The organism is Mucilaginibacter sp., from assembly GCF_025359345.1.
GTDB lineage: Bacteria > Bacteroidota > Bacteroidia > Sphingobacteriales > Sphingobacteriaceae > Mucilaginibacter.
In genome coordinates this window covers 60,443-83,804 of sequence record NZ_JANYGQ010000008.1, presented here as the reverse complement: position 1 = coordinate 83,804, position 23,362 = coordinate 60,443, and the positions used below count along the sequence as shown (strand labels likewise).

18 protein-coding genes are annotated in these 23,362 nt (G+C 42.4%); 6 read left to right on the top strand and 12 right to left on the bottom strand.

All coding sequences use genetic code 11. The features are described from left to right. Positions 1-58 precede the first annotated feature (58 nt). On the bottom strand, positions 59-454 hold the full coding sequence (locus tag Q0R52_RS03685; protein WP_295792283.1) for a hypothetical protein: 396 nt from the start codon (positions 452-454) through the stop codon (positions 59-61). A 333-nt stretch (positions 455-787) separates the two neighbouring features. On the opposite strand from Q0R52_RS03685, the gene Q0R52_RS03680 reads away from it, so the two are divergent. From Q0R52_RS03680 to Q0R52_RS03670, 3 genes are all read left to right on the top strand, one after another. Continuing rightward, positions 788-1,363, top strand: coding sequence for a chemotaxis protein CheB (locus Q0R52_RS03680; RefSeq protein ID WP_295792281.1), 576 nt, complete (start codon positions 788-790; stop codon positions 1,361-1,363). Positions 1,364-1,380: 17 nt separating this feature from the next. Beyond that, positions 1,381-1,779 carry a cupin domain-containing protein gene (locus tag Q0R52_RS03675; protein WP_295792279.1) on the top strand — a complete coding sequence of 133 codons (399 nt, stop codon included), beginning with the start codon at positions 1,381-1,383 and terminating at the stop codon, positions 1,777-1,779. Positions 1,780-1,974: 195 nt separating this feature from the next. Beyond that, a complete protein-coding gene (locus Q0R52_RS03670; protein WP_295792278.1) occupies positions 1,975-3,363 on the top strand; it encodes a L,D-transpeptidase in 1,389 nt (462 codons plus the stop codon). 219 nt (positions 3,364-3,582) lie between these two features. On the opposite strand, the gene Q0R52_RS03665 is transcribed toward Q0R52_RS03670, so the two are convergent. Continuing rightward, a complete protein-coding gene (locus tag Q0R52_RS03665) occupies positions 3,583-8,853 on the bottom strand; it encodes a hypothetical protein (protein ID WP_295792276.1) in 5,271 nt (1,756 codons plus the stop codon). A 132-nt stretch (positions 8,854-8,985) separates the two neighbouring features. Between Q0R52_RS03665 and Q0R52_RS03660 the strand changes: the two genes are divergently transcribed. Beyond that, on the top strand, positions 8,986-9,648 hold the full coding sequence (locus Q0R52_RS03660; protein ID WP_295792274.1) for a hypothetical protein: 663 nt from the start codon (positions 8,986-8,988) through the stop codon (positions 9,646-9,648). 612 nt (positions 9,649-10,260) lie between these two features. On the opposite strand, the gene Q0R52_RS03655 is transcribed toward Q0R52_RS03660, so the two are convergent. After that, complete coding sequence (locus Q0R52_RS03655) at positions 10,261-10,971, bottom strand: LytTR family DNA-binding domain-containing protein (RefSeq protein WP_295792272.1); 711 nt, start codon at positions 10,969-10,971, stop codon at positions 10,261-10,263. Beyond that, on the bottom strand, positions 10,971-11,987 hold the full coding sequence (locus Q0R52_RS03650; RefSeq protein WP_295792270.1) for a histidine kinase: 1,017 nt from the start codon (positions 11,985-11,987) through the stop codon (positions 10,971-10,973). Before Q0R52_RS03650 ends, Q0R52_RS03655 begins: the two co-directional genes overlap by 1 nt. Positions 11,988-12,208: 221 nt before the next feature. On the opposite strand from Q0R52_RS03650, the gene Q0R52_RS03645 reads away from it, so the two are divergent. Then, on the top strand, positions 12,209-12,709 hold the full coding sequence (locus Q0R52_RS03645; RefSeq protein WP_295792268.1) for a lipocalin-like domain-containing protein: 501 nt from the start codon (positions 12,209-12,211) through the stop codon (positions 12,707-12,709). A 191-nt stretch (positions 12,710-12,900) separates the two neighbouring features. On the opposite strand, the gene Q0R52_RS03640 is transcribed toward Q0R52_RS03645, so the two are convergent. Both Q0R52_RS03640 and Q0R52_RS03635 read right to left on the bottom strand, forming a co-directional pair. After that, positions 12,901-13,623: a hypothetical protein gene (locus Q0R52_RS03640; RefSeq protein ID WP_295792265.1), complete on the bottom strand. Its 723-nt coding sequence runs from the start codon at positions 13,621-13,623 to the stop codon at positions 12,901-12,903. A 21-nt stretch (positions 13,624-13,644) separates the two neighbouring features. Next, positions 13,645-14,370 carry a hypothetical protein gene (locus Q0R52_RS03635; protein WP_295792263.1) on the bottom strand — a complete coding sequence of 242 codons (726 nt, stop codon included), beginning with the start codon at positions 14,368-14,370 and terminating at the stop codon, positions 13,645-13,647. 289 nt (positions 14,371-14,659) lie between these two features. On the opposite strand from Q0R52_RS03635, the gene Q0R52_RS03630 reads away from it, so the two are divergent. After that, on the top strand, positions 14,660-15,025 hold the full coding sequence (locus tag Q0R52_RS03630) for a hypothetical protein (protein ID WP_295792261.1): 366 nt from the start codon (positions 14,660-14,662) through the stop codon (positions 15,023-15,025). Between the two features lie 72 nt (positions 15,026-15,097). Here Q0R52_RS03630 and Q0R52_RS03625 read toward each other — a convergent pair whose 3' ends face one another. From Q0R52_RS03625 to Q0R52_RS03600, 6 genes are all read right to left on the bottom strand, one after another. Continuing rightward, positions 15,098-16,651, bottom strand: a complete 1,554-nt coding sequence (locus Q0R52_RS03625) for a M81 family metallopeptidase (RefSeq protein WP_295792258.1) — start codon at positions 16,649-16,651, stop codon at positions 15,098-15,100. A gap of 95 nt (positions 16,652-16,746) precedes the next feature. Continuing rightward, positions 16,747-17,238 carry a peptide-methionine (S)-S-oxide reductase MsrA gene (gene msrA, locus Q0R52_RS03620; protein WP_295792256.1) on the bottom strand — a complete coding sequence of 164 codons (492 nt, stop codon included), beginning with the start codon at positions 17,236-17,238 and terminating at the stop codon, positions 16,747-16,749. Positions 17,239-17,358: 120 nt separating this feature from the next. After that, complete coding sequence (locus tag Q0R52_RS03615) at positions 17,359-20,016, bottom strand: hypothetical protein (protein WP_295792254.1); 2,658 nt, start codon at positions 20,014-20,016, stop codon at positions 17,359-17,361. A gap of 357 nt (positions 20,017-20,373) precedes the next feature. Further along, positions 20,374-21,093 (bottom strand): RluA family pseudouridine synthase, encoded by a 720-nt coding sequence (locus Q0R52_RS03610; RefSeq protein WP_295792252.1) that lies wholly within the window; start codon positions 21,091-21,093, stop codon positions 20,374-20,376. A gap of 71 nt (positions 21,094-21,164) precedes the next feature. Continuing rightward, positions 21,165-22,163 (bottom strand): hypothetical protein, encoded by a 999-nt coding sequence (locus tag Q0R52_RS03605; RefSeq protein ID WP_295792250.1) that lies wholly within the window; start codon positions 22,161-22,163, stop codon positions 21,165-21,167. Positions 22,164-22,229: 66 nt separating this feature from the next. Next, a complete protein-coding gene (locus tag Q0R52_RS03600; protein ID WP_295792246.1) occupies positions 22,230-23,192 on the bottom strand; it encodes a FimB/Mfa2 family fimbrial subunit in 963 nt (320 codons plus the stop codon). Positions 23,193-23,362: the final 170 nt, after the last annotated feature.

The following is a 23,362-nucleotide window of genomic DNA, read 5'->3' as shown; positions in this document are numbered from 1 at the left end:
TTGCGACATTATTTTCTCATAAATCACCTGGCGACAGCGGTCATGAATAACTGATCTTTTAAATGAGTGTCAGTCTTTTTGAAAAATAGGCTTTAACATACGCGTGCTGTTGATTGGCGGTCATTTTATCGGCCTGCTCTACTTCAATCACGATATCTGCAAAACGATGGTCCTTTCTTAAACTGTTCAGTAACTCCACTTTGGCGTCGGTTGGGCCAAAGAGCAGCACATGATCGTAATGCCTGATGTGCTCACCCAGTTCGCGGTAATAATCCGCCTGTTCATGCTGCTCTTTATTATGCATCAGGTTTTCGCTTCGCCCGAGTGTTTGTTCTTTTTCCTCGTGCGTAAATTTGGAGTCGATGGTTGTTGTTTGAATAGGATCTGTGGTAAACTCCATTAAATGGGCGGTTTGATGATCCATCCAGATACCTAAATTGCTTGCTGTTTTCATGGTTTTTTCAAAGGATGCTTCTTTAAGCTGAAGTTTTCACTATGGTGCAGATTATTCAGTTTTTATTTCATTAAAATTTAAACATCGGTCAAAGTTAAATAAGGGCGCACCGGCAGAAATGACGAAAAGCAAAAAAAGCAATGATGTTCCTCACTTTTCCGTTGCTGCGTTGTTATAACTTTGTTTTTATTAAACAAACTGTGATAAGCAAATCACTAATGGGATTTTTTGGGATCAGATAAATGAATTATTTGATCCGGTTACCATTGAGGGTGACGATTTTTAAGAAGAGTCAAGTAACCTCTTTGTGTAACTGTATTTATTTAAATGCCTATGAAAAAGAAAACGCTTATTGCATTAGGTGCTTCCGCCGGTGGCACTGACGCGCTTTTTGATTTTTTTGACAATACACTGCCTGATGGTGTATCCTATGTGATAACGACCCACCTCTATCCGCATATAAAAAGCCTTCTAACGTCTATGATACAGAAACATGCGGCGATTGAGGTATGTGAAGTGGAAGAAGATACGGAAATTATGCCGGATAAAGTTTACGTGATGCCGGAGAATAAAGTAATGACGATAGAAGGCGAAAGGCTTGTATTGAAGCCAAGGGACCTGGACATTAAAGTGAACCGGGCTATTGACATCTTTTTCAATTCGTTGGCACACAATCACAGCTTTAATATCATCGCTATTATTTTATCCGGCCTGGGAAAAGATGGAACGAAAGGTATAGTAGCCATTTCGAAAAACGGCGGGGTAATAATAGCACAAGAACCTTCAAGTGCGAAAGAGGAAAGTATGCCGGAAGGTGTGATCGACTCAGGGTACGCAGATTTTATCCTGGCCCCCAAAAAGATGCCTGAGCAAGTAATTAAAAGTGTAAAAGCGTTTAACGATAAATAATAACTTAAATTAATATTATGCACGGATTTAAAACTAATATAGAAAAGGAAACTTTGGAAAACAGCAATTTTCGCAAAGTTTTGTATACTGCCAAATATAGCCAGATCGTATTAATGAGCCTTTTGCCAAAAGAAGAAATTGGCATGGAAACTCATGAAAAAAATGATCAATTCTTTCGTTTTGAAAGCGGAACGGGTAAATGCATTATTGATGGCAATGAATATGAGGTTAAGGCTGGGGATGCGGTTACAGTTCCTGCCGGCGCAAAACATAATGTTATAAATACATCAGAAAAGGAAGACTTAAAGCTATATACAATCTATTCACCCCCTAATCATGAAGATGGTATCATACGCAAAACCAAAAATGATGCAGAAACTATTGACGAAAAATTTGATGGCAAAACAACTGAATGATTGGGAATCCCCTATCAATTAGGCGTTTGTTAAGGAAGGCTTGAGCCTTGCGGTAGCGGAAAAATCGCTTGCGACAGCAGGGGTGTGTTTATGAATATAGCGCCCCGCGCTGCCAAAACTTACGGGGCACAATCGCCAATCGTAGTTAAACAATTTCGCCAGGTCCGGTGTTGAACAGGCATGATCCCCAAATTAATGAAAAAACATTCGCTGCATGCGCTAACCATAACAGCATTTATTTGCCTTGGCTTATTTGCCGGCTGTAACAACCAGCAAAAAAAGGAACCTCAAAAAAAACTGCAAAAAGCTGGTACAAAAACTACAGATGTGGCCACACCACAGCAGGCTGCGCTTACCCTCCCGGTACTCGACGCGCTGTTTTATGAGCCCGGCTTTGCATCTTCGTTGAAAACGAAAATAGGCTTAACGCCCGGGCAGATTGGCCGGCTCAGGGCTGCGGCACATACTTCACTGCGCGATCTGAACGAAGACGGCACTGCCGACACCGCATCGGCCCGCACGGCTACCCGGGCTTACGAGGTGCAAATTGAAAAGATTATCGGTAAGGACAAGGCGCAACAATTGCTGCAACTGGTGAACGACAGCTACAGCAAAGGCGTTGAAGGCCTGGCGCCTACCAAACCAAACGCTGTACCCGGCGATACGCGTATTGTTGTGAACGCCCCTGCTTTCCGGATGGATATTTTCGAGGGCGGAAAACTGGTAAAGACTTACCGGGTCGGTATTGGTTACCCGGAATTCCCGCTGCCTACCGGTATGCGCCGGGCAGATACCATTATATTTAACCCGGCCTGGACACCGCCGGACGAGCCCTGGGTAAAAGGCAAATTTCATGTTGGCCGGAGGGTGCTGGCCAGCAACGAGCTTAACCCACTGGGTCGAGTGAAGATACCCATCGGCATGCCCTCCCTTATCCATGGTGGCAAACCACTCAGCAAAATCGGCGACTTCGCTTCCCATGGCTGCGTGGGCCTCACCAATTCCCAGGTACTCGACTTTGCGACCACGCTTGCCCGGTTGGGCGGTGCAGCATTGTCTGCAACCGATTTGCAGGGGTTTGAACAACATAAAAACGACACCAGGTCGATAAAGCTATCAACGCGCGTACCAATCGACCTGCGTTATGAAACAATTGTGGCCGGCGATAGTGTCCTCCACATTTACCGCGACGTTTATGAGCGGGGCACCAATACCATTGAATCCGCTAAACGGATCCTCGCGAATGCCGGCGTCGGCTATGATAAGCTGAGCGAACAGGAAAAGACCGGCCTTGACAGCGCCTTGCTGGAAATGAACAAAGACGCCAGGGGAAATGCTATAGCAACGGATAGTGTGACGGCTGCCAGGGACCAGGTACCCGACGCTAAAATTGCAAGAGCGAAAAAGGGGAAAGTTACTTCGCGTGTAAAAGGCGACAAACAAGTGGATGTTCCGATAGCCGCCTTGCAGGGAAAAGGTTACCCGGAACCCATTAACCTGGACACGGGCGTATTACCTGGAGAGAAAAATCAAAAGCACCCGCAGGAGGTGAAACACCATTCAAAATTACATACGCACAAGTGAATACCATAATTCCGGCTTCAATGCTTTAGCCGTCGAAGCTTGGAACTGCGGAATTCTATCTCGAACCAGTCGGACATGGTACAACTTTGCAGGTTGGATACTTAAACCTGGCACAGTGGCACTCCACCTTTGTGGCCTGTCGCTGTATAGCGCGAGAAGGAGAGTAATTTAACGGCTAAGGCTTGTTGTCCAAATCGGCAAAATTTAATCCGAAGAATTCTACAGTGAAAAAAGGCGGCAAGTCGCTGAAATTTCTGGAAGATTGCTTTGAATTCCTTTTTGAATAATTTCTTTTATTAGTGATTGCGGTATATGTTTAAGAATAATTTCGCTATTAATTAGTACGTCCCGGCCCTTAAATTTAACTGTTACCTGATTACCAAGGTAGTCATAGCTATCCTGGATAAAAATTGTTGTCAAACCCAGTAAAAAGCCTCTTTCTACTTCAGGCGTTGTTTCTTGATCACAATAAAGAATTAGTAAGGACAATGTCCATTTTAGTAAACTCATCTTTCCATCACTCGATTTATCAGACGATGAAGTTGCACTCTTCAAAACAGGCATTAACGTTTGACTGAGTACTTGCTTATCCTGTTTATGGTCGTTTACAAATAACTCGAAGATTTGGTACATGAAATTCACATTAACTCTATAAGGAATGTCCAGCAGTGCTTCGAAGAATTTTTTTGTATCCTCATATTTAAATTGATAACCAAGCGAAATTAATTCCGCGTAAATATCAATCATTTCTGAATAATCACTCCCCGAAAGTCCCTGAATAAGCGCATGCATATAATCAGATTTTGCGCTCTCTTCATTAAACAAAACAGTCTTTATCTTATAGATAATAGATTTCAGAATTTTTGTCTTTGCAATTACATTATGCTTAAAACTACCAACATCATTTGCATCGAATAAAAGGGCTGAATCAACCTTTTCATGCTTACAAAATAGCACATCTGTTACGAAAAACTTCGCAAGATTTCCCATTACAACCATGTTTTTCAGTTCTTCTGTTGAATAAGAATTGGTGATTAAGGTCCAAGCAATAAATTGTAGGAACATTTGTGGAATGTCTTCAGCATCGACCAATAATTTGGTATAATCATCTTTAACGAAGCTGAAAGACGATGAATTTGAGGGGGGCGTAAATATTAATATATGACTTACATACATTCTATCCGGTACATATCCTGAAGGAATATCACCGATTCGGTATAGTATTGATGCTGCTATTTCATCCTTTGAAATTTTGTATTGCTGAATTATTTCCTCTAATTTTTCAGTTCCAATCCCACCAAATTCATGAGATAAAACAGCCATTTCCGGTAATAAGCTGTTGTAAATTCTGTCTTGAGCGTAAGCTGGGTATTCCATAAGCCCCGTTAACGCTTCAGCAATTTTTTGCCCTGCCGACATATCTGCTCTTCCGATCTCTATGAACAACTCAAATAAGTCTTCAAACCTATCTGTAGAAAAATGCGGCCTGTTACTTAAAATTGCTTCAAAAAACTCTATAAAATTCGGATTTGTGCCATATAAGCTTATATACAGCTCAAAAATAAATTTTTTATCATTTATCAATTCCCGTTTTTGATCAGCTGCCTCATTTACTGCATTTACAAATACCTGTTCAATGATTAGATGCTTATGCTTTCTATGAAAATCAAGTAGCGAGCTTTCAAAATGCTGAATATAGAAAAGCCAGCAATATGCTTTTTCCTGAATTGTTAGATTCTCATAATGATACCAAATTAAATTTGATGACGCGGCGTCAATTAATTTGATATCAGACGAATTTAACCGGGCTCGCATTATATTAATAAATGCCGGATTTTGTGTTAAGCGTTCAATTCCGTCATCAATCAGCGATTCGTTAAAGTCAAGGAATGAGCCCTTTCCCATTAGGCCATCTATCAACTTATCAATCTGAACTTGATTTAGTCTGTACCGTTGATTATGATACAGGATTTTTAAACAAAATATTTGAGAAACCTCAGGAAGGTCATCAAGTAGCCCGTAAAGATAATCAAGCGTTGAATTACCGTAGTTCAACTTCATGCATAGCCTTAGCAATTCCTTTGTATCAGACGACCTGTGATATGCTGACCTAATAATAATTTCTATGGCTTTAGTCTCAGATTCCGGAAAGGAAACCGCCAATATTGATGCTGAATTAAATCTAAGTATAAGGTCTAAATGATTTAACAAGTCTTTAGTAGATTCATAATATTCCTTCCTTTTAAGTACTTTATTAAACAATTCACGAATTTCAGGATATCTGGTTAAAGCATAGCTGCCTAAACCTCTTATCATCATTTTAAATTCATTGATATAAAGAGTACTGGTGGAGTAAATAGCTTTCAGAAAATATTTAATATACAATTCAGGTAGGCCAAATCTGTCTTCGACTTCTGGCATATTTTCCAATAAATACTCAACACCTCCTGCCTGATTAAAAATCAATTCGTCTAGTATTTTTTCTCTTTCAAGATGTTTATAGTCAAACCAATGCGTTTTAACAATAATGGCTTCGCCTAGGAACGCAAGGCTCCTTTCACCGTAATACTTGAAAAGTAACAATGCAGCTGAACTACTGTTTGGTGTTCTATGGAGTACAGCAAATCGGAGATACGCGTTTAAGTAATATGTGTCGTAATTCTCTGTTAATATTTGAAATAAATCTTCTTGACCTTTCGCTATATTTCCGATAGCCTCATCAAGCACTTGCTGACTTACATTACCGGAATTAATTTTTAATAAAAGGGATATAGCATGGGGCTTGGAATAATTCTTATTAAGACAAAGAACCTCCAGTGCTTCGACCACAACATCCAAATGCTTATTTGATTCTTCTATTAAAAGAAAAACTCCACGTTCAGATACAGCGACATTATCTATTGTTTGGGCCAAAAGGATGCACCTATTTCTGAGTTCAAATTCTTCAGGAATAGCTAATGCTACTACAGGAAGCCAGGTGGCACAAGCATAAGACATGGATTTGATATAATATGGAATTATTGAACTCAGCCTGTTCTTTTCACAGGCGGAAATATTATAACCCTTTATTGTTAAATAGCTGCGCAGAATAGCTACAGGCATCTCGTCAATGCCACTTCTTGCTGGATATAACGGACTTATATAGGTATCAAAAAACCAATTAAATCCGTCTTCTCCTAAACTTGCGAAAATATAACCATAGGAATTGGTTACCAAAGTGTCTGAATTACCCCAGAACATAAGAGGGCGAAATCCTAACTTGGCGATCTTTGCTAAAAATACTTGATTTAATTCCTGAACTTTTGCTTCAGCAAGTAATACTGCAACAACAGGTGTATTCTCACGGGAAATTAAGGATTCCTCGATAAACTGCTTTAATAGTGCAGTAAGGGAAATTTCATCACCTTTCCTTCGAGCGATTGAAGCAGCAAAGGATATAGAACGCCACTCGTCAAGAAAGTTTCCTTTAAAATTAAATTGCTCGGATCGACTGTGAGCCGTGTAGATACTTAATCCAACTGCTACCTGGAACAATTGATGAGATTGAAAAGCGTACCCATTGCTTGACTTTTGTAAAAAGGTATTTTTAAAGAAATTTATACCTTCCGCAACAACCTTCGTTCTATTTGAAATTGATGCTGGAATTAAATTTTCAGAATTAATTGCCAAAAACAATTGATCATCATTTATCTGACCTGTTGAGGAATCGTATATTTTCGACGCGATAGATGCAAGCAATGGCTCACGTTGAATTGCATTGGGAAATTGATCAATAAAGCTTGGATAGCTAATTTTTTGATCATCTTCGCCCCAGGTTAACTGCTTTTTGATTACGTCGAAAAGAATGTCCCCTAAAGTTTTAAGACTCAAATCATCCGTTAGTTGATCTCTAATTAGACAAATAAGTAACGGTGTATTTGCGTTTGAGAGTAAATCCGATTTAGATTTTAAAATGTTATACCTCACATTCATGTCCAAAACGGAAGCCGTTAAATCTAATCCTGCTGCTATTGCTTCATTTTGCAGTATTTCTTTAATCTCCGTCTGTGTTAGGTCGAGGGTTGTTAAACAGTTCCACTGATTAAAATTCACGAAACTTTCAACCTCTATCGGCCGTGCAGAAGCAATTACCCGAATAGTTGATGAATCGGATAATTTTAAAAGATGTTGTAGAACTGCTTTCGTTTCTGCAGCTTCAAGTTCATCAAGACCATCGACGATTAATACAAACTCGGTTTTACCCGAAATAACGAGGTCTATATCAAAAGATTTAACATTGAGGCTTAGTTCATCATTGGCAAATTGGTTTACTAATGTCTTAAATCCTTTTATGTCGTCGGTTATTTTTCCCTTTAAATAAGTAGTCGGTATGAATATTATATTACTTTCATCTGCCCAAAAATAATGTGCAAGCAAAGTACTTTTACCGCTACCAATTTCCCCAAAAAGAAACGTCGGCCTTTCCGAATTTATGAAATCCCCGAGTCCTCTGATAATAACTGGTAAATATTGAGCGACATCCGGATTCGCTTGCTGGAGATTCTTTGTTTCTATCTTTACCTGACGATCGTGCTTAGCTACTTTTCTATTAATAAGCTTAGGAAATGATTTATTCTTAACATTCGCGAAATATTTAGTTTCAAGAAACCGATTTAAATATTCTTTGGTGTTTTTATTTAATTCTTTATAATCAATAGTAAGGTACTTGTTAACACCTGGATTATAAAGTATACCGTGGTTTAATTTTAAAAAAATATTTTCTACGGAATCTTTATTTATCAATTTCTCTAAAGGGTCGGCGGCATCCTGTCTTTTTTCTAACGCATGCATGAGACATGCATATGCTATTTGAGTTTGGAAATTGGATTTTAAATAGCTTTTAAACTCCGATTGATTTATTTGTAAAATAATCTCCGGCTCATAATCTTTTTCGTTTACCTGGTTAAAACTCCAGTCAATAAGCCCTATAAAAGTTGATACTTCTATAATATTAAATTTATTGTCAATACTTACTTTGTATTGTTCTTTGTACTCATTTAACAAATATTTATGAATCGTATCAAAGAGATTCGCATCTGTATAATCTTTTTTTACTAGAAGATCCAAAATTGGGGCATCAGGAAGGGCGATGAATAATGCCTTTGTTGTACTTGTCTGACTCTCCTTAGTGGTACCGTTGGTGGAATAAAAACCGAATTTAATATTAGAACTTTTCTCTTTGTTTAACCAGATATCTAAAAAGTAAACTAAAGTATTTAATATCTGGGGAGAATTGAACGTGAATTTTGTATTAGGATCATAATTTTTTTGTTCTTCGACGTATCCCTCCTGCTCGTTTTGCAGATACACATCACCTTTAAACTCAATTGCTACATTAATATGGGCGTTCGGGTTATCCTTAATTGCCTTAAAAAACAAACCGATTGCACGTTGTTTTTGGAGTGTAAATCCTTTAGTCTTATCGCCAGCTTCTCTCTTAATTACAGACATTTTATAGCTTAATTGATAAGGTATATTCGTAATACCTTTGATAATTATTTTAGGTTGTATTATTCCAAAATAACCATTTAACTTTTGCTCTACCTAACTTAATGCATTTTTTAATTTAAATTCAAACCTAATATGGCAGAAAATACAACATCGAATACAAAATTAGAAGTTTCAAAGGTTACTTTGCCTGGAGTCTATATAATTGAAAGTCTTGATATTGATGATGAAAACGGACCAAGGGAAGGAAAAATAATAGCCGATATTTTGGAAATGTCAGGAATAGAAAACCAGTACTTTTATGTGCGAACCAAGGACGAATTGGTTTATTTCATTGATAAATTTGTCGAATCCGAATTTCGTTTTTTACATCTTTCTTGCCACGGCAATGAGCATGGGATTGCAACTACACTTGATAATATTAGTAATGAAGAACTAAAAAATATTTTAAAGGGTAAATTAAAGTTTAGACGATTGTTTTTATCGGCATGTGCTGCTGTAAATCCCAATCTGGCCTGCAGTCTTTTCCCAAGCAGTCAATGTAACTCTATAGTTGGGCCTAGTCAGGCCGTTTTTATGGATGAGATCGCAATTTTTTGGGCCTCATTCTATCATTTGATGTTTAAAAACAACCCCTCAGCAATGAAAAAGATTGACTTAATTTCAACATTAGATTCGCTCGCAAAATTATATGTGATTCCCATTAAATATTTTAAAAAGAAGTTGGGAACGCCATTTTACTCAGAGCAAAAGCTCATGAGCGGCGCTTCAAAACCAAGCTTATCTGACTATGATTAATCCATGGATTTAAGCCGCAGCAGTGTGACTTGTGTAAAGTTACATGGGAAATTGAAATATATTTAAAATTAATCATCCTGTAAACAAGTGCACCTGAAGTGTAAACTTGAGTCAGGATTAATCAGTAAAAAGTGTAAACTATTTCAGGACGCGACAAAAATCCCAATCAACTAAAAAAGCGAAACACACTGATTATAAATAAATTACAAAAAACGTCCAAAAAACTCAAATTACACAAGGCCTGATTATAAACTACTTACATTTTACTAAAAATAAAAAATACTGATAATCAGCATGTTCCATAGCGTTCGGGGTGTTCCGCGTGTGCAAAAATGGAACGCATGCTGCATGTAACCTGCTGGCGGGTATTACCTTTAAATGGCCTACATCACTATGGGTCTACTAAAAGTGTGGAGGTAATTCCCCGATAATTACTTAATTACTTGATAATCAATATATTAATTAGTAGTTAAAATGAAAGCAATTGATAATCAGCATGTTCCATAGCGTTCGGGGTGTTCCGCGTGCAAAAATGGAACGCTTTGCCGGTGTGCAACCTGCTGTCCCGTTCCTGCGCGGTTGTGCCCTCCCCTTTTGGTGGGCGCGGTATTCTCAAAACTTATTCCTGTTAACCACCTCCATAAACCGCTCCCTGAACTTTTCACTAACAGGTATGCGTTTATCGGCGATATAAATATGGTTATCTTCTATCTTACTGAGTTGCCCGTAATTTATAATATACGAATTATGCACCCTGATAAACGGCAACTTCAGTTGCTCCTCAATATCCCTTAACCGGCGGTATACCAGCATTTGTTCGTGGGCGGTCACCAGTCGCACATAATCTTTCTCGCCTTCAAAATACAGGATGTCCTTCAAAACAATCTTCCTGAATACCTTTCCCGATTTCACGAAGAAAAACTCCTGGTCGGGTTCAGTATTTGGCAGCTGTTCCGGTTCGGGCTTTGAAAAATACTGCTCAATTTTTTGCACCGAGGCCAAAAAACGCTTTAATGTGATGGGTTTCAGCAAATAATCAATGGTCTGGAAAACATAGCTTTCAACAGCGTATTCGGAATAGGCGGTGGTAAAAACAATTTTGGTGCGCGGCGGCAATAGCGTTGCGAGTTCCATCCCGGTGAGCCTGGGCATATTGATATCCAGGAAAATAAAATCGACCTGGTTGGTTTTTAAAAACGCCAGCGCTTCCAGCGCGTCATAACATTTCGCTTTCAGCACCCAGGTTGTACTTTGCGTTATCAGCAGTTCCAGCAGGTCGATAGCGTCGGGCTCATCATCAATAATTATGCAGCTTAAATTCATTAAAGCGGGATTTTTAAAAACGCGGTGAATAATTCTCCTTCGTTATCAATAGTCAGTTCAAATTTGTCGCCGTACAGCATCCGGAGTCGCTTGGTTAAGTTAATGATCCCAAACCCGCCCGGTTGATCGCCTGCCACGGGATCGACCTTTTGGTTGCTGGTTTTAAAAAGCAAATAATCATTTTGCTGCACCAGCGAAATACTTACCTGGTTTTGCTTGCGCGATTTATCGATGCCGTGCTTGAAAATATTTTCCACGAAGGTCATGAGTAACATCGGCGGAATGCGGAGTTCCGGGTTATAGGCCTTCTCGAAATTAACCGTGACGCCATGCCTGATGCGGATCCTTTCCAGCTCCATATAGTTTTCAATAAATGCTACTTCTGTTGCTATCGGCACGGCATCCTTCGGGCTCTCGTCAACAAAATACCGCATAATATCCGACAGGTGCTCTATCAGCCCCGCCGACAGCGGATCAACTTTATAAACCCGGTAATAAATGCTGTTGAGCGCGTTAAACAAAAAGTGCGGCTGCACCTGCGATTTGAGTAAATTAAGTTCGGCCTGGCTTTTTTGCAAAAGGATCTCCTCTGTCTGCTGTTTTAAAGTGAAATAGGCGATGGCAATGCGAAAAACCAGGCTGAGGACGTAGATCAGCATGCCGCCGGGCACATAACCAAGCAGCCTGAGAAAAGTTATGGGCGTTTTTTCGGTTAGTAAAAAATACTGGTAAAGTGTTATGGTGGCATACCCACGCAGCAACCCGGTTACCACTAAAAAAAGCGCCACCAGCAAGCCATACCAGATAAATTTCCTTTTCTGATAAAACGCAGGATATAGTAGCCGTATATTGCCATAAATGATAATTGCGTACGAGGCCGTGTTGACCACGGTGTATATTGCTGATTTTGCAAATCCGTCCATTGGTAGCAGCGAGAAAAAAATCAACAATAAAACGGCCACCCAGGTAAGCAGCTGAAGTTGAACAATACTGGGTGCGCGCCTCCACATCTTCATATTCAAAAATACCAACCTTTTAGTTCTTCTTGCTGTATTTCCGGTGGTTGGGCCGTAATTCTCTGCAATTGCCCTGAAAATTCAGGCAACCGGCCAAAAAGCCGCGAAAAATACCGGTGTCGAAAAAAAGGACGGTGCTATCGGGAATAGCCACTCCCCTGTCGAAAAGATTATTGCAGCCGGTTGGTAAAAAACACCTTTGACCATCAAAAATCAAAATCATGAAAAAACAATTTTCAGTCTTAAAAAAGAGCTTTTTGCTTTTCGCGCTAATGTTCGCATCAATCCCCGTGTTTTCCCAATCGAATTTGATTGTGGGCTCCTGGCGTCTCACGGCGGCCGACAAAATTCTGTCAGACGGCAAACAGGTTGCTGACTATGGCGCTAACCCCAGGGGCATCGCCATTTTTACAGCCGACGGGCATTACATGATAGAGATATTCCGGTCGGAACGCCTAAAATTCGCTTCCGGCGACCGGGCGAAAGGCACACCGGACGAATACCGGGATGCCGTGCTGAGCGCCAGTTGTCATTTCGGCACCTATACCGTCGACGAAACAAAAGGCACCATCACTTTTCACACTGAGCGCGCCTCATATCCTAATTGGGATGAGACCACCCGCGTAAGCGGCTTCAAGCTTGAAGGAAATAAACTCACCTGGCGGGTACCGCCGCGCCCGGATGGTACTACCCCGGTATCTGTTTTCAGCCGGATACCTTAACCGGGTTCGGACAAAGGCAAAATTGGAAGCATTGATAATCAGCATATTTCACAGCGTTCCGGGTGTTCCGCGTGCAAAAATGGAACGCTAACAAGCCAAGCCACCCCTTTCGGAGCGGCTTGTCTGTTCATAGGCAGGTGAAATATTTTGTTTTTTAACCGGCAGGTGCGCTGCTGGTTGGGATGGGCTTATTACCGTTTACCCTTCACCAGTGCATCAATCAATTTGTCCCTTTCGGCGGTGTCTTTTGGTAGTTGCAACTGGCCTTTTTGCGAAGCATTGATAAGCGCATAGGCATAATCCTTTACGCGGTAGTTATACAGCTTATATTCCATATAATCTTCCGATCCCCACATGGGCGCGGGGCGCTTATCGGTAAGCAGGGCTTCGAGTCCGCGTATGGTAACGGGGCCGGCTTCGATTATGGCCTGGGCGGCTTCTTCCCACTTACTATGCGGCAAACCAAAAGTATTGAATGTTTTGGCGCTGCGCAGGGCGTCTACATAAACAGAGGCTTTTACCTGGGCATCCAGTTTTTGATACACAGGCTGGCTAAGCTTGCGCACGGCAAGTAAATTCAATAGTGATGAGCGGTTCGCATTTTTTATAACCGCATTTTGAATGGTATCGATAGCTACAGATTTACGCGAAATTAGTTCTTTATAAGCCATCGAGTTAAAAGGTTCCAGCCCCTTAACCGACTCTTTCGACAGTTGATCGGTAAGCTGTTTTACGGTCATGGCTTGCAATTGCTGCGCCCATGCATTGCGTTTTTTATCAGCATCGAGCAGCACACCGTCGCGCTGACTGACAACCGGTTTCGATTCTTCGTTTTTCTTCGCCTTCTGCGAACAGGAGAACATACAGGGGAAGATGAGTATGATGGGTAAAACCCGCAGGATATGTAATTTCATGATGTGTTGTTTTAAAGGTACTTAATTAGACATACGTGTAAATGTAGGAAACACTGTTTTACCCAGCGGTGGTGCAGTTTGGTTCCACATTTGCACCGATGCGTCAAAGGCATCTTTGTTCCAATCCACACCGGGTTCGTTAAACGGATCGCCGTTATGTCCATCGGCACCGATGATGATAAGCCAGTACCAATAGCCCAGCAAATTGCTCACGCAGGGCGAACTGTTGTCAATACAAACCGGAACGCTCACAAAATCCAGCCAGTCGTCGGGACCCCAGCCTGCCGGCTGATCCCGCAAGGTAGCAGTGGAAGCATTGCTGCCTGGTGTTAAGGTGCCCGCAAATGTTCCGTCATTATTACGGCCATAATAACCCCAGTTGCGCCCGGCAAGCCTGTCAACCGACCAGCCATTTAGCGTAGGCTGAGGTGTGCCGGTTACAATCCTGGCCTGCTGATCAGAGTTTGGAGCAAGAAACGCGCCGGTGCTGCGATCAATTACCCTGACAATCTGAACGTAGGCAATGGTGTTACAATTGCACGAAGACGCGCACGTTGAGGGTCCAAAATTAAAATCTATATTAATAGCGGCCCCTCCGCCTTCGGGCAGTGCCGTACCTGTGAAATGAAAGGTGCCGCAGGGCGTTGTGGGCGTGCCGCAACTTATAGCAATAAACAGCGACACAAATAGCAGGCCCCGGCGAAAATTCCGCCGAGCCGGTTTGGATGTTGTGGTTAAATTTTTCATACTTGAAAAGGTTTAATTTTTGCTAATCAAATATGGCATTCCTTTAGTAAATATGACTGCGTATTTCTACTGAATATCATCACGTAGTAGCACCCAAATAATAATGTATCTATTAATTGAAAATGAATATATTAAAGCTTATTAAACGCTAAAAATATAAAGGCAAAAAGCAATTATTATTTCCAATTTAATAAGCGGCCAAGAGCAAAAGTTTTTTCAAGTTAATGTTACTTAATTTTTTAACTTTATATAAGATTTTGTTAGCAATTGGCAACCTAAATATCACGTAATGGCCTTTTTTACAGTAAGACTTGAATTGAATAATCATGATGACGGTGATTATGATCTTTTACACGAGGAAATGGAGAAAGAGCGGATGTTTCGTGTTGTTAAAGGTGGCGACAATATAATTTATGATATGCCTCCCGGAACTTATAATCATGTATCAAACCGAACTACCTTGGAAATTTACGATTTAGTAACAAACGCAGTTAAACGGGTTATAGCAAAAAGCCCAGTCAATAAAAAAAGAGAACCCAAAAATTACGAATTGATTATAACCCGTGATGCCGACGGCCGAAGGTGGAAATTAAACAAGAATACCGACAAGAATAAATTGCCTAAGAATATGGCGCTAATAGCACAAATTACATAAGTTCACACTAAAAACTAATCAACCCAAAAACAGGAACATGAACGCTTTTGCACCGTGCAGCCTCCTATAACCTCACAGCACAGGCACCAACTTAGCCTTCAAATCAGGTTCTTTCATATTTCTATCCAACGGAAAAATAGGCCGCGTTAATCGTTTATAGGGTAAATGCTCTATATCCTGGTCTACCCCACCCGGCGTTAATGCGAGCAGCCAATCGGCACGCATGGCAAACAATTCAGGTTCAAGATAACCGATTTTCACCACAACAATATCAGCCGTCCGTGGATTAAGGCCCAGTTTGGTAAAATCGTTTTCATGGTGATATGGTTTTCTTTTTTGTGTTACAATGATATGCACACTGCCCATTTTTATGGATGCTTCAACCTCGGCATCCAGATCACCCTTGACAACTGATTCGACTGTGCCGGTGATATGCACGGGCGGGGCAAGCCTTGCATCTACTTTCGCACCCGCATAGCCATCCACATGACCGCCAACACCCGCCGCTATCGCCTTTTTAATGAGTTCAGGGCCTGGGATGGAGGCATATATGAGCGATGGCCCTTTGTCTGTTTTAAATTCCGGTCGCTTCAATATTTGTGTTAATGTCCAGGTCACGTCTCCTGCGCCTCCGGCTGTCGGGTTATCGCCGGAATCGCTGATATAGAAAGGGCGTTTTGTGCTTGCAATCGCCTTGTCCAGGCATTCCTTTAAATTGCCTGTGGGCGCAACAAACTTAAACTCATTTCGCGCATCCCAAAAACTTTTAGCCAGGTACTCAGCTGTGCCGGTCACTTTGGCTTTGTCGTCACCGGTAACCATTACTACCGCGTGGTTCCGAGGCTCGTCGGCCCAGGCATAACCTATCCATATCGCTGCATCAACAATGCCTTCCTGTTTGGCGGCCGGCCATACTTTTTCGTACAGGCTTTTCCCCGGCTCAATCCTGGTGCTGGTCTTTTCACCAGGCAACAGAATGGGGACGGCTATATAAGCCTTGTAGGCCGGTTTCCCTTTACCGCTTTCAAGCCGGTCGATCAACTTAGTAACAGCCCGGCGCTTGGTTTGCACCGCGTCTTCATGCGGCGCCATGCGGTAACAGGTAATCAGGTCGCTGTTTTCAGCCAGCCGCCATGATACGTTCCCGTGCAGGTCCATTGCTGTTGAAATAATAGTCTTCTTTCCTACCACTTTTCTTATGCGGACTAAGAAATCTCCTTCCGGATCATCCAAACCAACCACACTCATTGCCCCGTGGATATCGTAAAACAAGCCGTCGTACGGCCCGTTTTTTTGAAGTGCAGCCAACGTTTTCCCAACCAGCGACTCATAAGCCGCCCGGGTAACCGCTCCGCCAGGCAAAGCGTGGCCGTCTATTGTCGGAACCCATACCGCCGCCTTACGAATTGCTGAATCAGGCGCCCAGAAAGGATAAATAAAAAAAACAGTATCACCGTATCTCGCATGGAATGCGGCCTCATCGGTGAGCGCCGGCGAAAAAGTGCTCGATTCAATGCCGATACCTGCAATTGCGATACGCGGCAGGTGTTTAATAGGTGCGTTAGTTTGCGCTATGGTCAGCGACGCTACCATGCATAAGATCAATAGAAAGGAAAACTGTTTCATAATTGAAGGATTAGCGGCAACTTTCAAAACTGTATCTCTTACCCAAAGCTTAACCTGGCACCCATTTATTATTTCAACCGAAATTAACCTATCACTTAACTAAGCGTCCATTCAGGCCGTTCATAGTGGCAGGTGTAGCCGTAAGGATTTTTTTGCAAATAGTTTTGATGCTCTTCTTCGGCATCCCAAAAATCGCCGGCCGGGGCAACTACCGTCACAATTTTACCCGGCCATTTGCCCGAGGCCTCCATCTCCGCTATCAAAGCATCGGCTGCCTCACGCTGCGACTCATCCAGGTAAAATATTGCCGACCGGTACGACATACCAATATCGTTGCCTTGCCTGTTTCGGGTAGTTGGGTCGTGTATCTGGAAAAAATATTCAAGCAGCGAACGGTATGATAACTGCGAAGGATCAAAAACTATCTCTATACCTTCAGCGTGCGTGCCGTGGTTACGGTATGTCGCGTTCTTTACGTCGCCGCCGGTATAGCCAACTTTTGTTGAAATTACACCGGGCAAATGCCTGAACAATTCTTCTACTCCCCAAAAACATCCCCCGGCTAAAATTGCTTTTTCTGTACTCATTTTATAAATTTTATCCAATATAGCTGATTATCCCGAGTCATGCCCGATAAGGCAAATAATTTGACCAAATGCTGATATCAATTTACCTTCTCCTCAAAATTCACGGCCTTCTATACCCTCTTATTTTTTCTGCATCGACAAAAACGTCACCAACGATGCAAACTCCTCATATGACAACGCATTTGCCATTCCTACCGGCATCATTGATGTTTTAAGTTCCTTGCGGCTGATCACATCTGCCGATTTAACGGTGTAAACATTACCGCCGATGTCTCTCATCACAATTTTATCGGCAGATTCTGCAGTGATGAAGCCCGTATAGCTCTTATTTCCTTTGGCTGATATTACTACCGTAGCAAATCCCTGCGATATAGAAGCGCTTGGCTTAAGCACCGACTCGGCTATTTGCTGGCGGGTCATAATGGAGCCGATCTGCCCCATAAAAGGCCCCTTCGGCTTTTCGCTGCGGGTAAGCGTGTGACAGGCGATACAACCCTGTCGGGTGAAAAGCAACTTGCCGTTAGCCGGGTCGCCTTTAATTTTTTCAATGGCCAGCATTACATCCTCTATCGACGATTTTCCTACCTGTCCTTTTTTATTGCGGATCTTCTCCAGGTCAACCTTAGCTTCTTTCGTCGCAGCAACTTTTTCTGCGCCACCGAAAACTGTAATACCCATCTGATGGCGGGCATTCAGGTCGGCATAAAACTGCTTGCCTTTGGGGGTAGATTTTACCCATTCCTTTTTCAGGAATTTTTCAATTTTTGGCGATCCTTCCCACGTCACGCCTTTATAAACCGGTCCGTGCGAATCAGGGCGCGTGCCCCACCACCACGAAGCATCATAAGGCGCCTCTTTTTTGTAAAGGCGGGATAATGTTACCAATATTTGTTTTTTCTCTTTCGCGCTTTTTACCAGCGGATAAGCGGCGATTAAGCCATCAACAGCTTTGCTATCATACATATACCTTAAGGCCCATAAGGCAAGTGTTGAGTTCCGCGTGCCGATAGCATTTACACAAGCATCCACTGCGTTTAAGCTTACCAGGGCCCTTACCGCCAGGTGCGGAAGAACGATGGCCTGGTTAGGCGTAGCATGCGGCCCTTCAACGTTTTTTGCCGGTGCGATAAAGCTTGCCGGTACCGGTGTTTTTAGTAAAGCCTTTGCAACTTCTATCCGCCCGAGCCTGTTTAATGATACGATTGCAGCTGCCTGCACGCGTGGCGAAGCGTCATTAAGCCCGGCTAAAAATGGTTCCACGGGGACATTTTGCAGATCAGCCCTCCGGTCGGTTAGGGCTTTTAGGGCGAATTCCCTCAAGTCGTTATTTTTTGAAAGTTCGATTAAAGCCGGGATGCCCTTTTCGCGGGCTATCTGGGCGTAAGTATAAGTACCCGCCACCCTTGCATATAGCGGCAAGCTTGCATCCGACGCTACTCCCAGCGCGGCTTTAGCTGCTTCTTCAGCGGAGCGGGTTATGAGTTCCTGCGAAGCGTTTAAGCGGGTCACGGCGCTCTCCGAGTGAAGCAGGCCGGCCAAGTCAGCTAACGAAGCTGCTTTCAGATCTGGAAATGCCTTATAGGTCCAACCGGTAGGAACAGCACGCACTACGTATCCTTTTGAGTCGCTGCCGGAGTACCCTGCGCCATCCCAGGCCGAAAGGTAAAGCCTGCCGGAACCATCAACGTCCAAATCGGTAATCTGGGGCAGTTGGATAAAGTCTTCTTCTTTTACCTGGAAGGTTGGGCCATCCGGTGTTACGCGGTCAATAAAAAGCTCGTTGCGGCCCCAGTCGGAAGTCATGGGTACATTGTTATATTTTTCGGGCCAGCCGGGTTCGGCCATAAACAGCGATCCTGTACCTGACCCGCCGCCCAGGTCAACAAGCGCAGGGATGATCTCATCTGTAAAATGCTGAAACAATACCGGGTAGCCATACTCGCCCGACTGGATATGATGTGAGAAACGGATATTCCAGCCGCCGCCATCATTGGTATTGTCCCTTGTAAAAACATTCATATAAGGATCAATGGCCACATCATAAATATTACGGGTACCGTGGGTAAAAATCTCCATTTCGGTCCCGTCCGGGCGTACGCGCACAATACCGCCGCCAAGCATGGTGAGTTTTTTTCCGCTGCGGTCAATGGCATCATGGAAACCAAAATCGCCCACGGCAATATAGATCCAGCCGTCAATACCCATTCGTATTCCGTTGGTGGCATGGTCGGTGCCGCGTTCAGCTAACATATGGGCGTTGCTTATGTGTTCAATAAGTGGTTTTGGCGGCCCGTCGGCTACGCCATCGTTATTTTTATCTTCAAAAACTTCCAGGTTCATCCCGCTGGCTTTACCGGCTGTAAATACGGTATGCAAAACAAACACCTTATCCCCCATCACAAGGATGCCGCGCGGGTCATCAACATCAGCAAAGTCGGTATGCTTATCAACCTTGCCGTCGTTGTCGCTATCCACAAGCCTGATGATACGGCCTTTGCCCGGATCTTTACCAAGAGAACCTATCATATCAACGCCAACAAATACTTCACCTGTTGGCGCAGTAGCGATGCAGGCAGGACTAGGTGTCAGATCAGGCCCCGTAAATGGTGTGACGGTTAAGCCCTCGGGCCATTTTATCTGTTTCTTAAAATCAGCATGGTTAGTTGCAGAAGAATCAGCGGTTTGGTTTTTAGCAACCTGCTGGTTAGCAGCCCCGTAATATTTAAATGTCCCGAAGACAGTCATAAAAATTAACAGGGTAAGGGATAGTTTCAACATCTGAATTTATAATTTGTGGTTTATAAGGAGGTGAATATCGTGATTGTTTCGCCTTTCAACAAATAATCGACTAATAACAACCGTAAATTAGTAAAGTCTGGTATGCAAAACCATCACCGCCTACTCGTCTGATTTCCAAATTCCGGGCAGCAAGGCGTTCCATTTTTGCAAGCGGAACACCCGGAACGCTGTGAAACATTCTGATTATCAGCTTGTCTACTTTTAGGATTGATTAAACTACTGTCTCGTCGCGAAAAAAGTTGCCCCCTTGGTCTGGTCTGCTTTTGGTTTACAAAGCGTCGCAGCTCTTTTTAACCAGCCGCTAATCTCCAAATTCTAACCACTAATCTCTAACCCTTATAAATCAAATTTCTCGAGCAGCTTCAATAGCGTTTCAAAATCTTTGGGATAAGGCGCATGTATAGTAATATCTTTTCCATCCAGCAGTTTGAAGGTAACCTCATAAGCATGTAGTGCGAACCGTTTCATTATAGGTTGCTCTTCCTGGTCTTTACCAAGATGATATTTGCGTTTTATTTTGGAGAGAAAAACGGGCAGCCCCTTGTACATCTCATCGCCGGCTATTGAGGCACGCTGGGTAGCCAGGTGTATACGTATCTGGTGCATACGGCCGGTAACAGGGCGGCACTCAACTAAGGTATAATGTTTAAAGTATTTTAACGACTGAAACCAGGTTTCGGCGCGTTTGCCTTCCTGCCTGCTGATAGTAACGTTGCCTTTGCCTACGTTCAGGATCGGTAGATCGATCAAAAGCTTTTCAAATACATGCGTACCGTCAATAATAGCGTGGTAAACTTTTTTTACCTGCCTTTTTTCAAACTGCATGGATACCGTGCGGTATGCCTCCGGGTTTTTGGCTATTATCAAGGCGCCTGATGTTTCTTTATCAAGCCTGTGGCATATCTGCGCATCTTCCGAATATTGCTTGGCCAGGCGCAGCATATTAACCTCTCCGCCCTCGCGTTCATCTAAAGAACTGATAAAAGGCGGCTTATTAACCACAATGATATCATCATCCTCAAATAAAATCAGGTCGGCAAATTTTGGAACTTTCATAGCCTGCAAAAATACAGTTATATTTCTACATCAATAACCTCATTTTACAAGCTGGACTAAAGACGCAACTGTTAGGGAAACGATATCGGAATTTGGGTTGAACTCCATGCCGTATCAATGGTTGCTTTAATTCCGCTTGTGCCACCTGTACCACCAGTACCGCCGGTACCACCACTGCCGCCTGTACCAGTTGAGCCGCCGAGTAACAGTGTTTCGGTGTTAGCCTGGCCTGTTACGTTAGGAATAGTTGTTTTAAAAATAAGGCTCGACGGTGGAATCAGATTCGGATAACCCGGCGGCACAATTGATAAACAAATCAAATCCACCTTGAAAGGTGCATTGTATAATATAGATGCCCCAAACTGGTAATTAATTGTACCAATTGCGCTGGCCGGTATCGTATTATCGAGTTGATAATGGGTCGGCCCCAGAGGGGTAACGGGAGCTCCCGTTGCTATGCTAAAATAAAATGGAAGCCCCTCAATTGTTAAAACAAATCCTTTGGCATTTGGCAGAATGGAATTTTTAAATTTAACAACCAATGGCGACGTAATCCTGTCCAAAACAACAGCCTGCGAAGTGTCGGTATTGGCAACAGTAATTTGGATTTTTTTAAAAAAAGTTTCCTTATCAAATTGAATGGCGAAACTTCGCCCATAACATAATCTATCTGTTGATAGATTAGGAGTGCCTTTACCATGCTGTATCGCTAGCTCTTGCCCCCCGCCCGCTATAACCACGGTATAAGTACCGCTTGCTAAATTATCGGTGTAGCTTCCAAACCTAACGTCGCTACTCGGCTGCGAAATCACATGCACGTTATTCCCGCTTGCATCGTAAACTGAATAGTACAAAATATCAAGATGGTTTGTTAGTGAGGTATCGATGGCGTTTGTAGCCAGGCCGTTTAATTTCTTGCCACTTGTCTTTAGGTCTATTATCTGCTGCGAAAACCCAACCTTTAAAGCAACTTTATGTAAAACTGGTTGTAGATTTGTTTTATGGTCTTTTTTGCATGCAATAAATGTTGTTAAGCATAACAACAATAGGCAACCTGAAACTTTGTTCATTTTTTTATATTTAAAGCACGTTTTGTTACTCCTGTTCATTGTTTATGAGGCAAACTAATTACATAATTAAAAAAAAGGCACTGTGATTATGGTAGGATTAAGGGGTTCAAGTGTGATAGTAATCCCACTATTGCCGCTAAACAAGTTGCCGCTTAAAACAGTCCTTTTATTCTTTTGGCAAATTACATTATCGACAGTCACCAGCCCGAGCGGGTTTAGGCCCGCGTCTAAACAGAAGATGGTAACTTTAAATGGCGTAGTCGTATTGCCTATTATTCTGTCAATTTTGTAGTTGGCGTGCCCTTTTGCTGCTGTGGGGATTACATCCAGCATGGTTTCTTTCGTTGGCCCTTCTGGCAAATTTGTGTTAAGATTATAGAAAAACTCGTCGCTCTCTATTTCGATATAGATTTTAGCTGCATTTGCAGGTATTTGATCGAGTAACTTTATTTCAAGTTGCCCGACGATTCTGTTAAGGAGGACCTGTTGATTAACACCACTTGCAGATACCGTTATCGGAAAAGTACTGGAAAAGGTATCATCCCATATTCCAAGTTGAGGTTGTGTCCCCACCGGTAATTTTGGATCATAATAGGCTTTGGTTTTTTGAAATGCGGTTAAGTTATCGTCCGCTGTTCCAACAACTCCATCATCTCTAACAATTGCAACCAGGTTTCGCATACCGGCAGTAATGATTACTCTATACGTACCTGCAGGCAGATTATCTGAAATAACGCCAAAATTCGCAGCTGTTGAATCCTGTACAATATGGTTAATTTCAGTGCCATTGCTGTCAAATATATGATAGTACAACATTTTCAAATAGCTGCTTATCGGAACCGAATCAGGCTGCAAACCATTGACGTGTATTTTTCCGCCCGATGAATTGGTAACCTCCGATGTCGCCCCATCAATGTTTAAATTCACATTGTATGTTTTTGTATCCCGAACCGGAGTTTTATTATGATCTTTTTTGCACGAAAAAAAGATCACCGGGGCCATCAACAAGAGAAGTATGGCTTTTTTCATAAAAATAAGTTTCGTTAGTTATAAATATTATTGGACTAAATACTATAGAACAACACATTAATTAAAACATTCTAAGTATGTGTCGCAAAACAACTTGGCAAACCCTACAATATCGCTTTTCAATGTTCTTTGTACCGATTATTAATCAGGCCTTCAATTTCAATGCTTAC

Coding starts and splice junctions, on each gene's coding strand:
- Q0R52_RS03625 (WP_295792258.1), bottom strand. CDS start 16,651: ATGAAACAGTTTTCCTTTCTATTGATCTTATGCATGGTAGCGTCGCTG.
- Q0R52_RS03680 (WP_295792281.1), top strand. CDS start 788: ATGAAAAAGAAAACGCTTATTGCATTAGGTGCTTCCGCCGGTGGCACT.
- Q0R52_RS03600 (WP_295792246.1), bottom strand. CDS start 23,192: ATGAAAAAAGCCATACTTCTCTTGTTGATGGCCCCGGTGATCTTTTTT.
- Q0R52_RS03685 (WP_295792283.1), bottom strand. CDS start 454: ATGAAAACAGCAAGCAATTTAGGTATCTGGATGGATCATCAAACCGCC.
- Q0R52_RS03605 (WP_295792250.1), bottom strand. CDS start 22,163: ATGAACAAAGTTTCAGGTTGCCTATTGTTGTTATGCTTAACAACATTT.
- Q0R52_RS03645 (WP_295792268.1), top strand. CDS start 12,209: ATGAAAAAACAATTTTCAGTCTTAAAAAAGAGCTTTTTGCTTTTCGCG.
- Q0R52_RS03615 (WP_295792254.1), bottom strand. CDS start 20,016: ATGTTGAAACTATCCCTTACCCTGTTAATTTTTATGACTGTCTTCGGG.
- Q0R52_RS03670 (WP_295792278.1), top strand. CDS start 1,975: ATGAAAAAACATTCGCTGCATGCGCTAACCATAACAGCATTTATTTGC.
- Q0R52_RS03630 (WP_295792261.1), top strand. CDS start 14,660: ATGGCCTTTTTTACAGTAAGACTTGAATTGAATAATCATGATGACGGT.
- Q0R52_RS03675 (WP_295792279.1), top strand. CDS start 1,381: ATGCACGGATTTAAAACTAATATAGAAAAGGAAACTTTGGAAAACAGC.
- Q0R52_RS03650 (WP_295792270.1), bottom strand. CDS start 11,987: ATGAAGATGTGGAGGCGCGCACCCAGTATTGTTCAACTTCAGCTGCTT.
- Q0R52_RS03635 (WP_295792263.1), bottom strand. CDS start 14,370: ATGAAAAATTTAACCACAACATCCAAACCGGCTCGGCGGAATTTTCGC.
- msrA (WP_295792256.1), bottom strand. CDS start 17,238: ATGAGTACAGAAAAAGCAATTTTAGCCGGGGGATGTTTTTGGGGAGTA.
- Q0R52_RS03610 (WP_295792252.1), bottom strand. CDS start 21,093: ATGAAAGTTCCAAAATTTGCCGACCTGATTTTATTTGAGGATGATGAT.
- Q0R52_RS03665 (WP_295792276.1), bottom strand. CDS start 8,853: ATGTCTGTAATTAAGAGAGAAGCTGGCGATAAGACTAAAGGATTTACA.
- Q0R52_RS03660 (WP_295792274.1), top strand. CDS start 8,986: ATGGCAGAAAATACAACATCGAATACAAAATTAGAAGTTTCAAAGGTT.
- Q0R52_RS03640 (WP_295792265.1), bottom strand. CDS start 13,623: ATGAAATTACATATCCTGCGGGTTTTACCCATCATACTCATCTTCCCC.
- Q0R52_RS03655 (WP_295792272.1), bottom strand. CDS start 10,971: ATGAATTTAAGCTGCATAATTATTGATGATGAGCCCGACGCTATCGAC.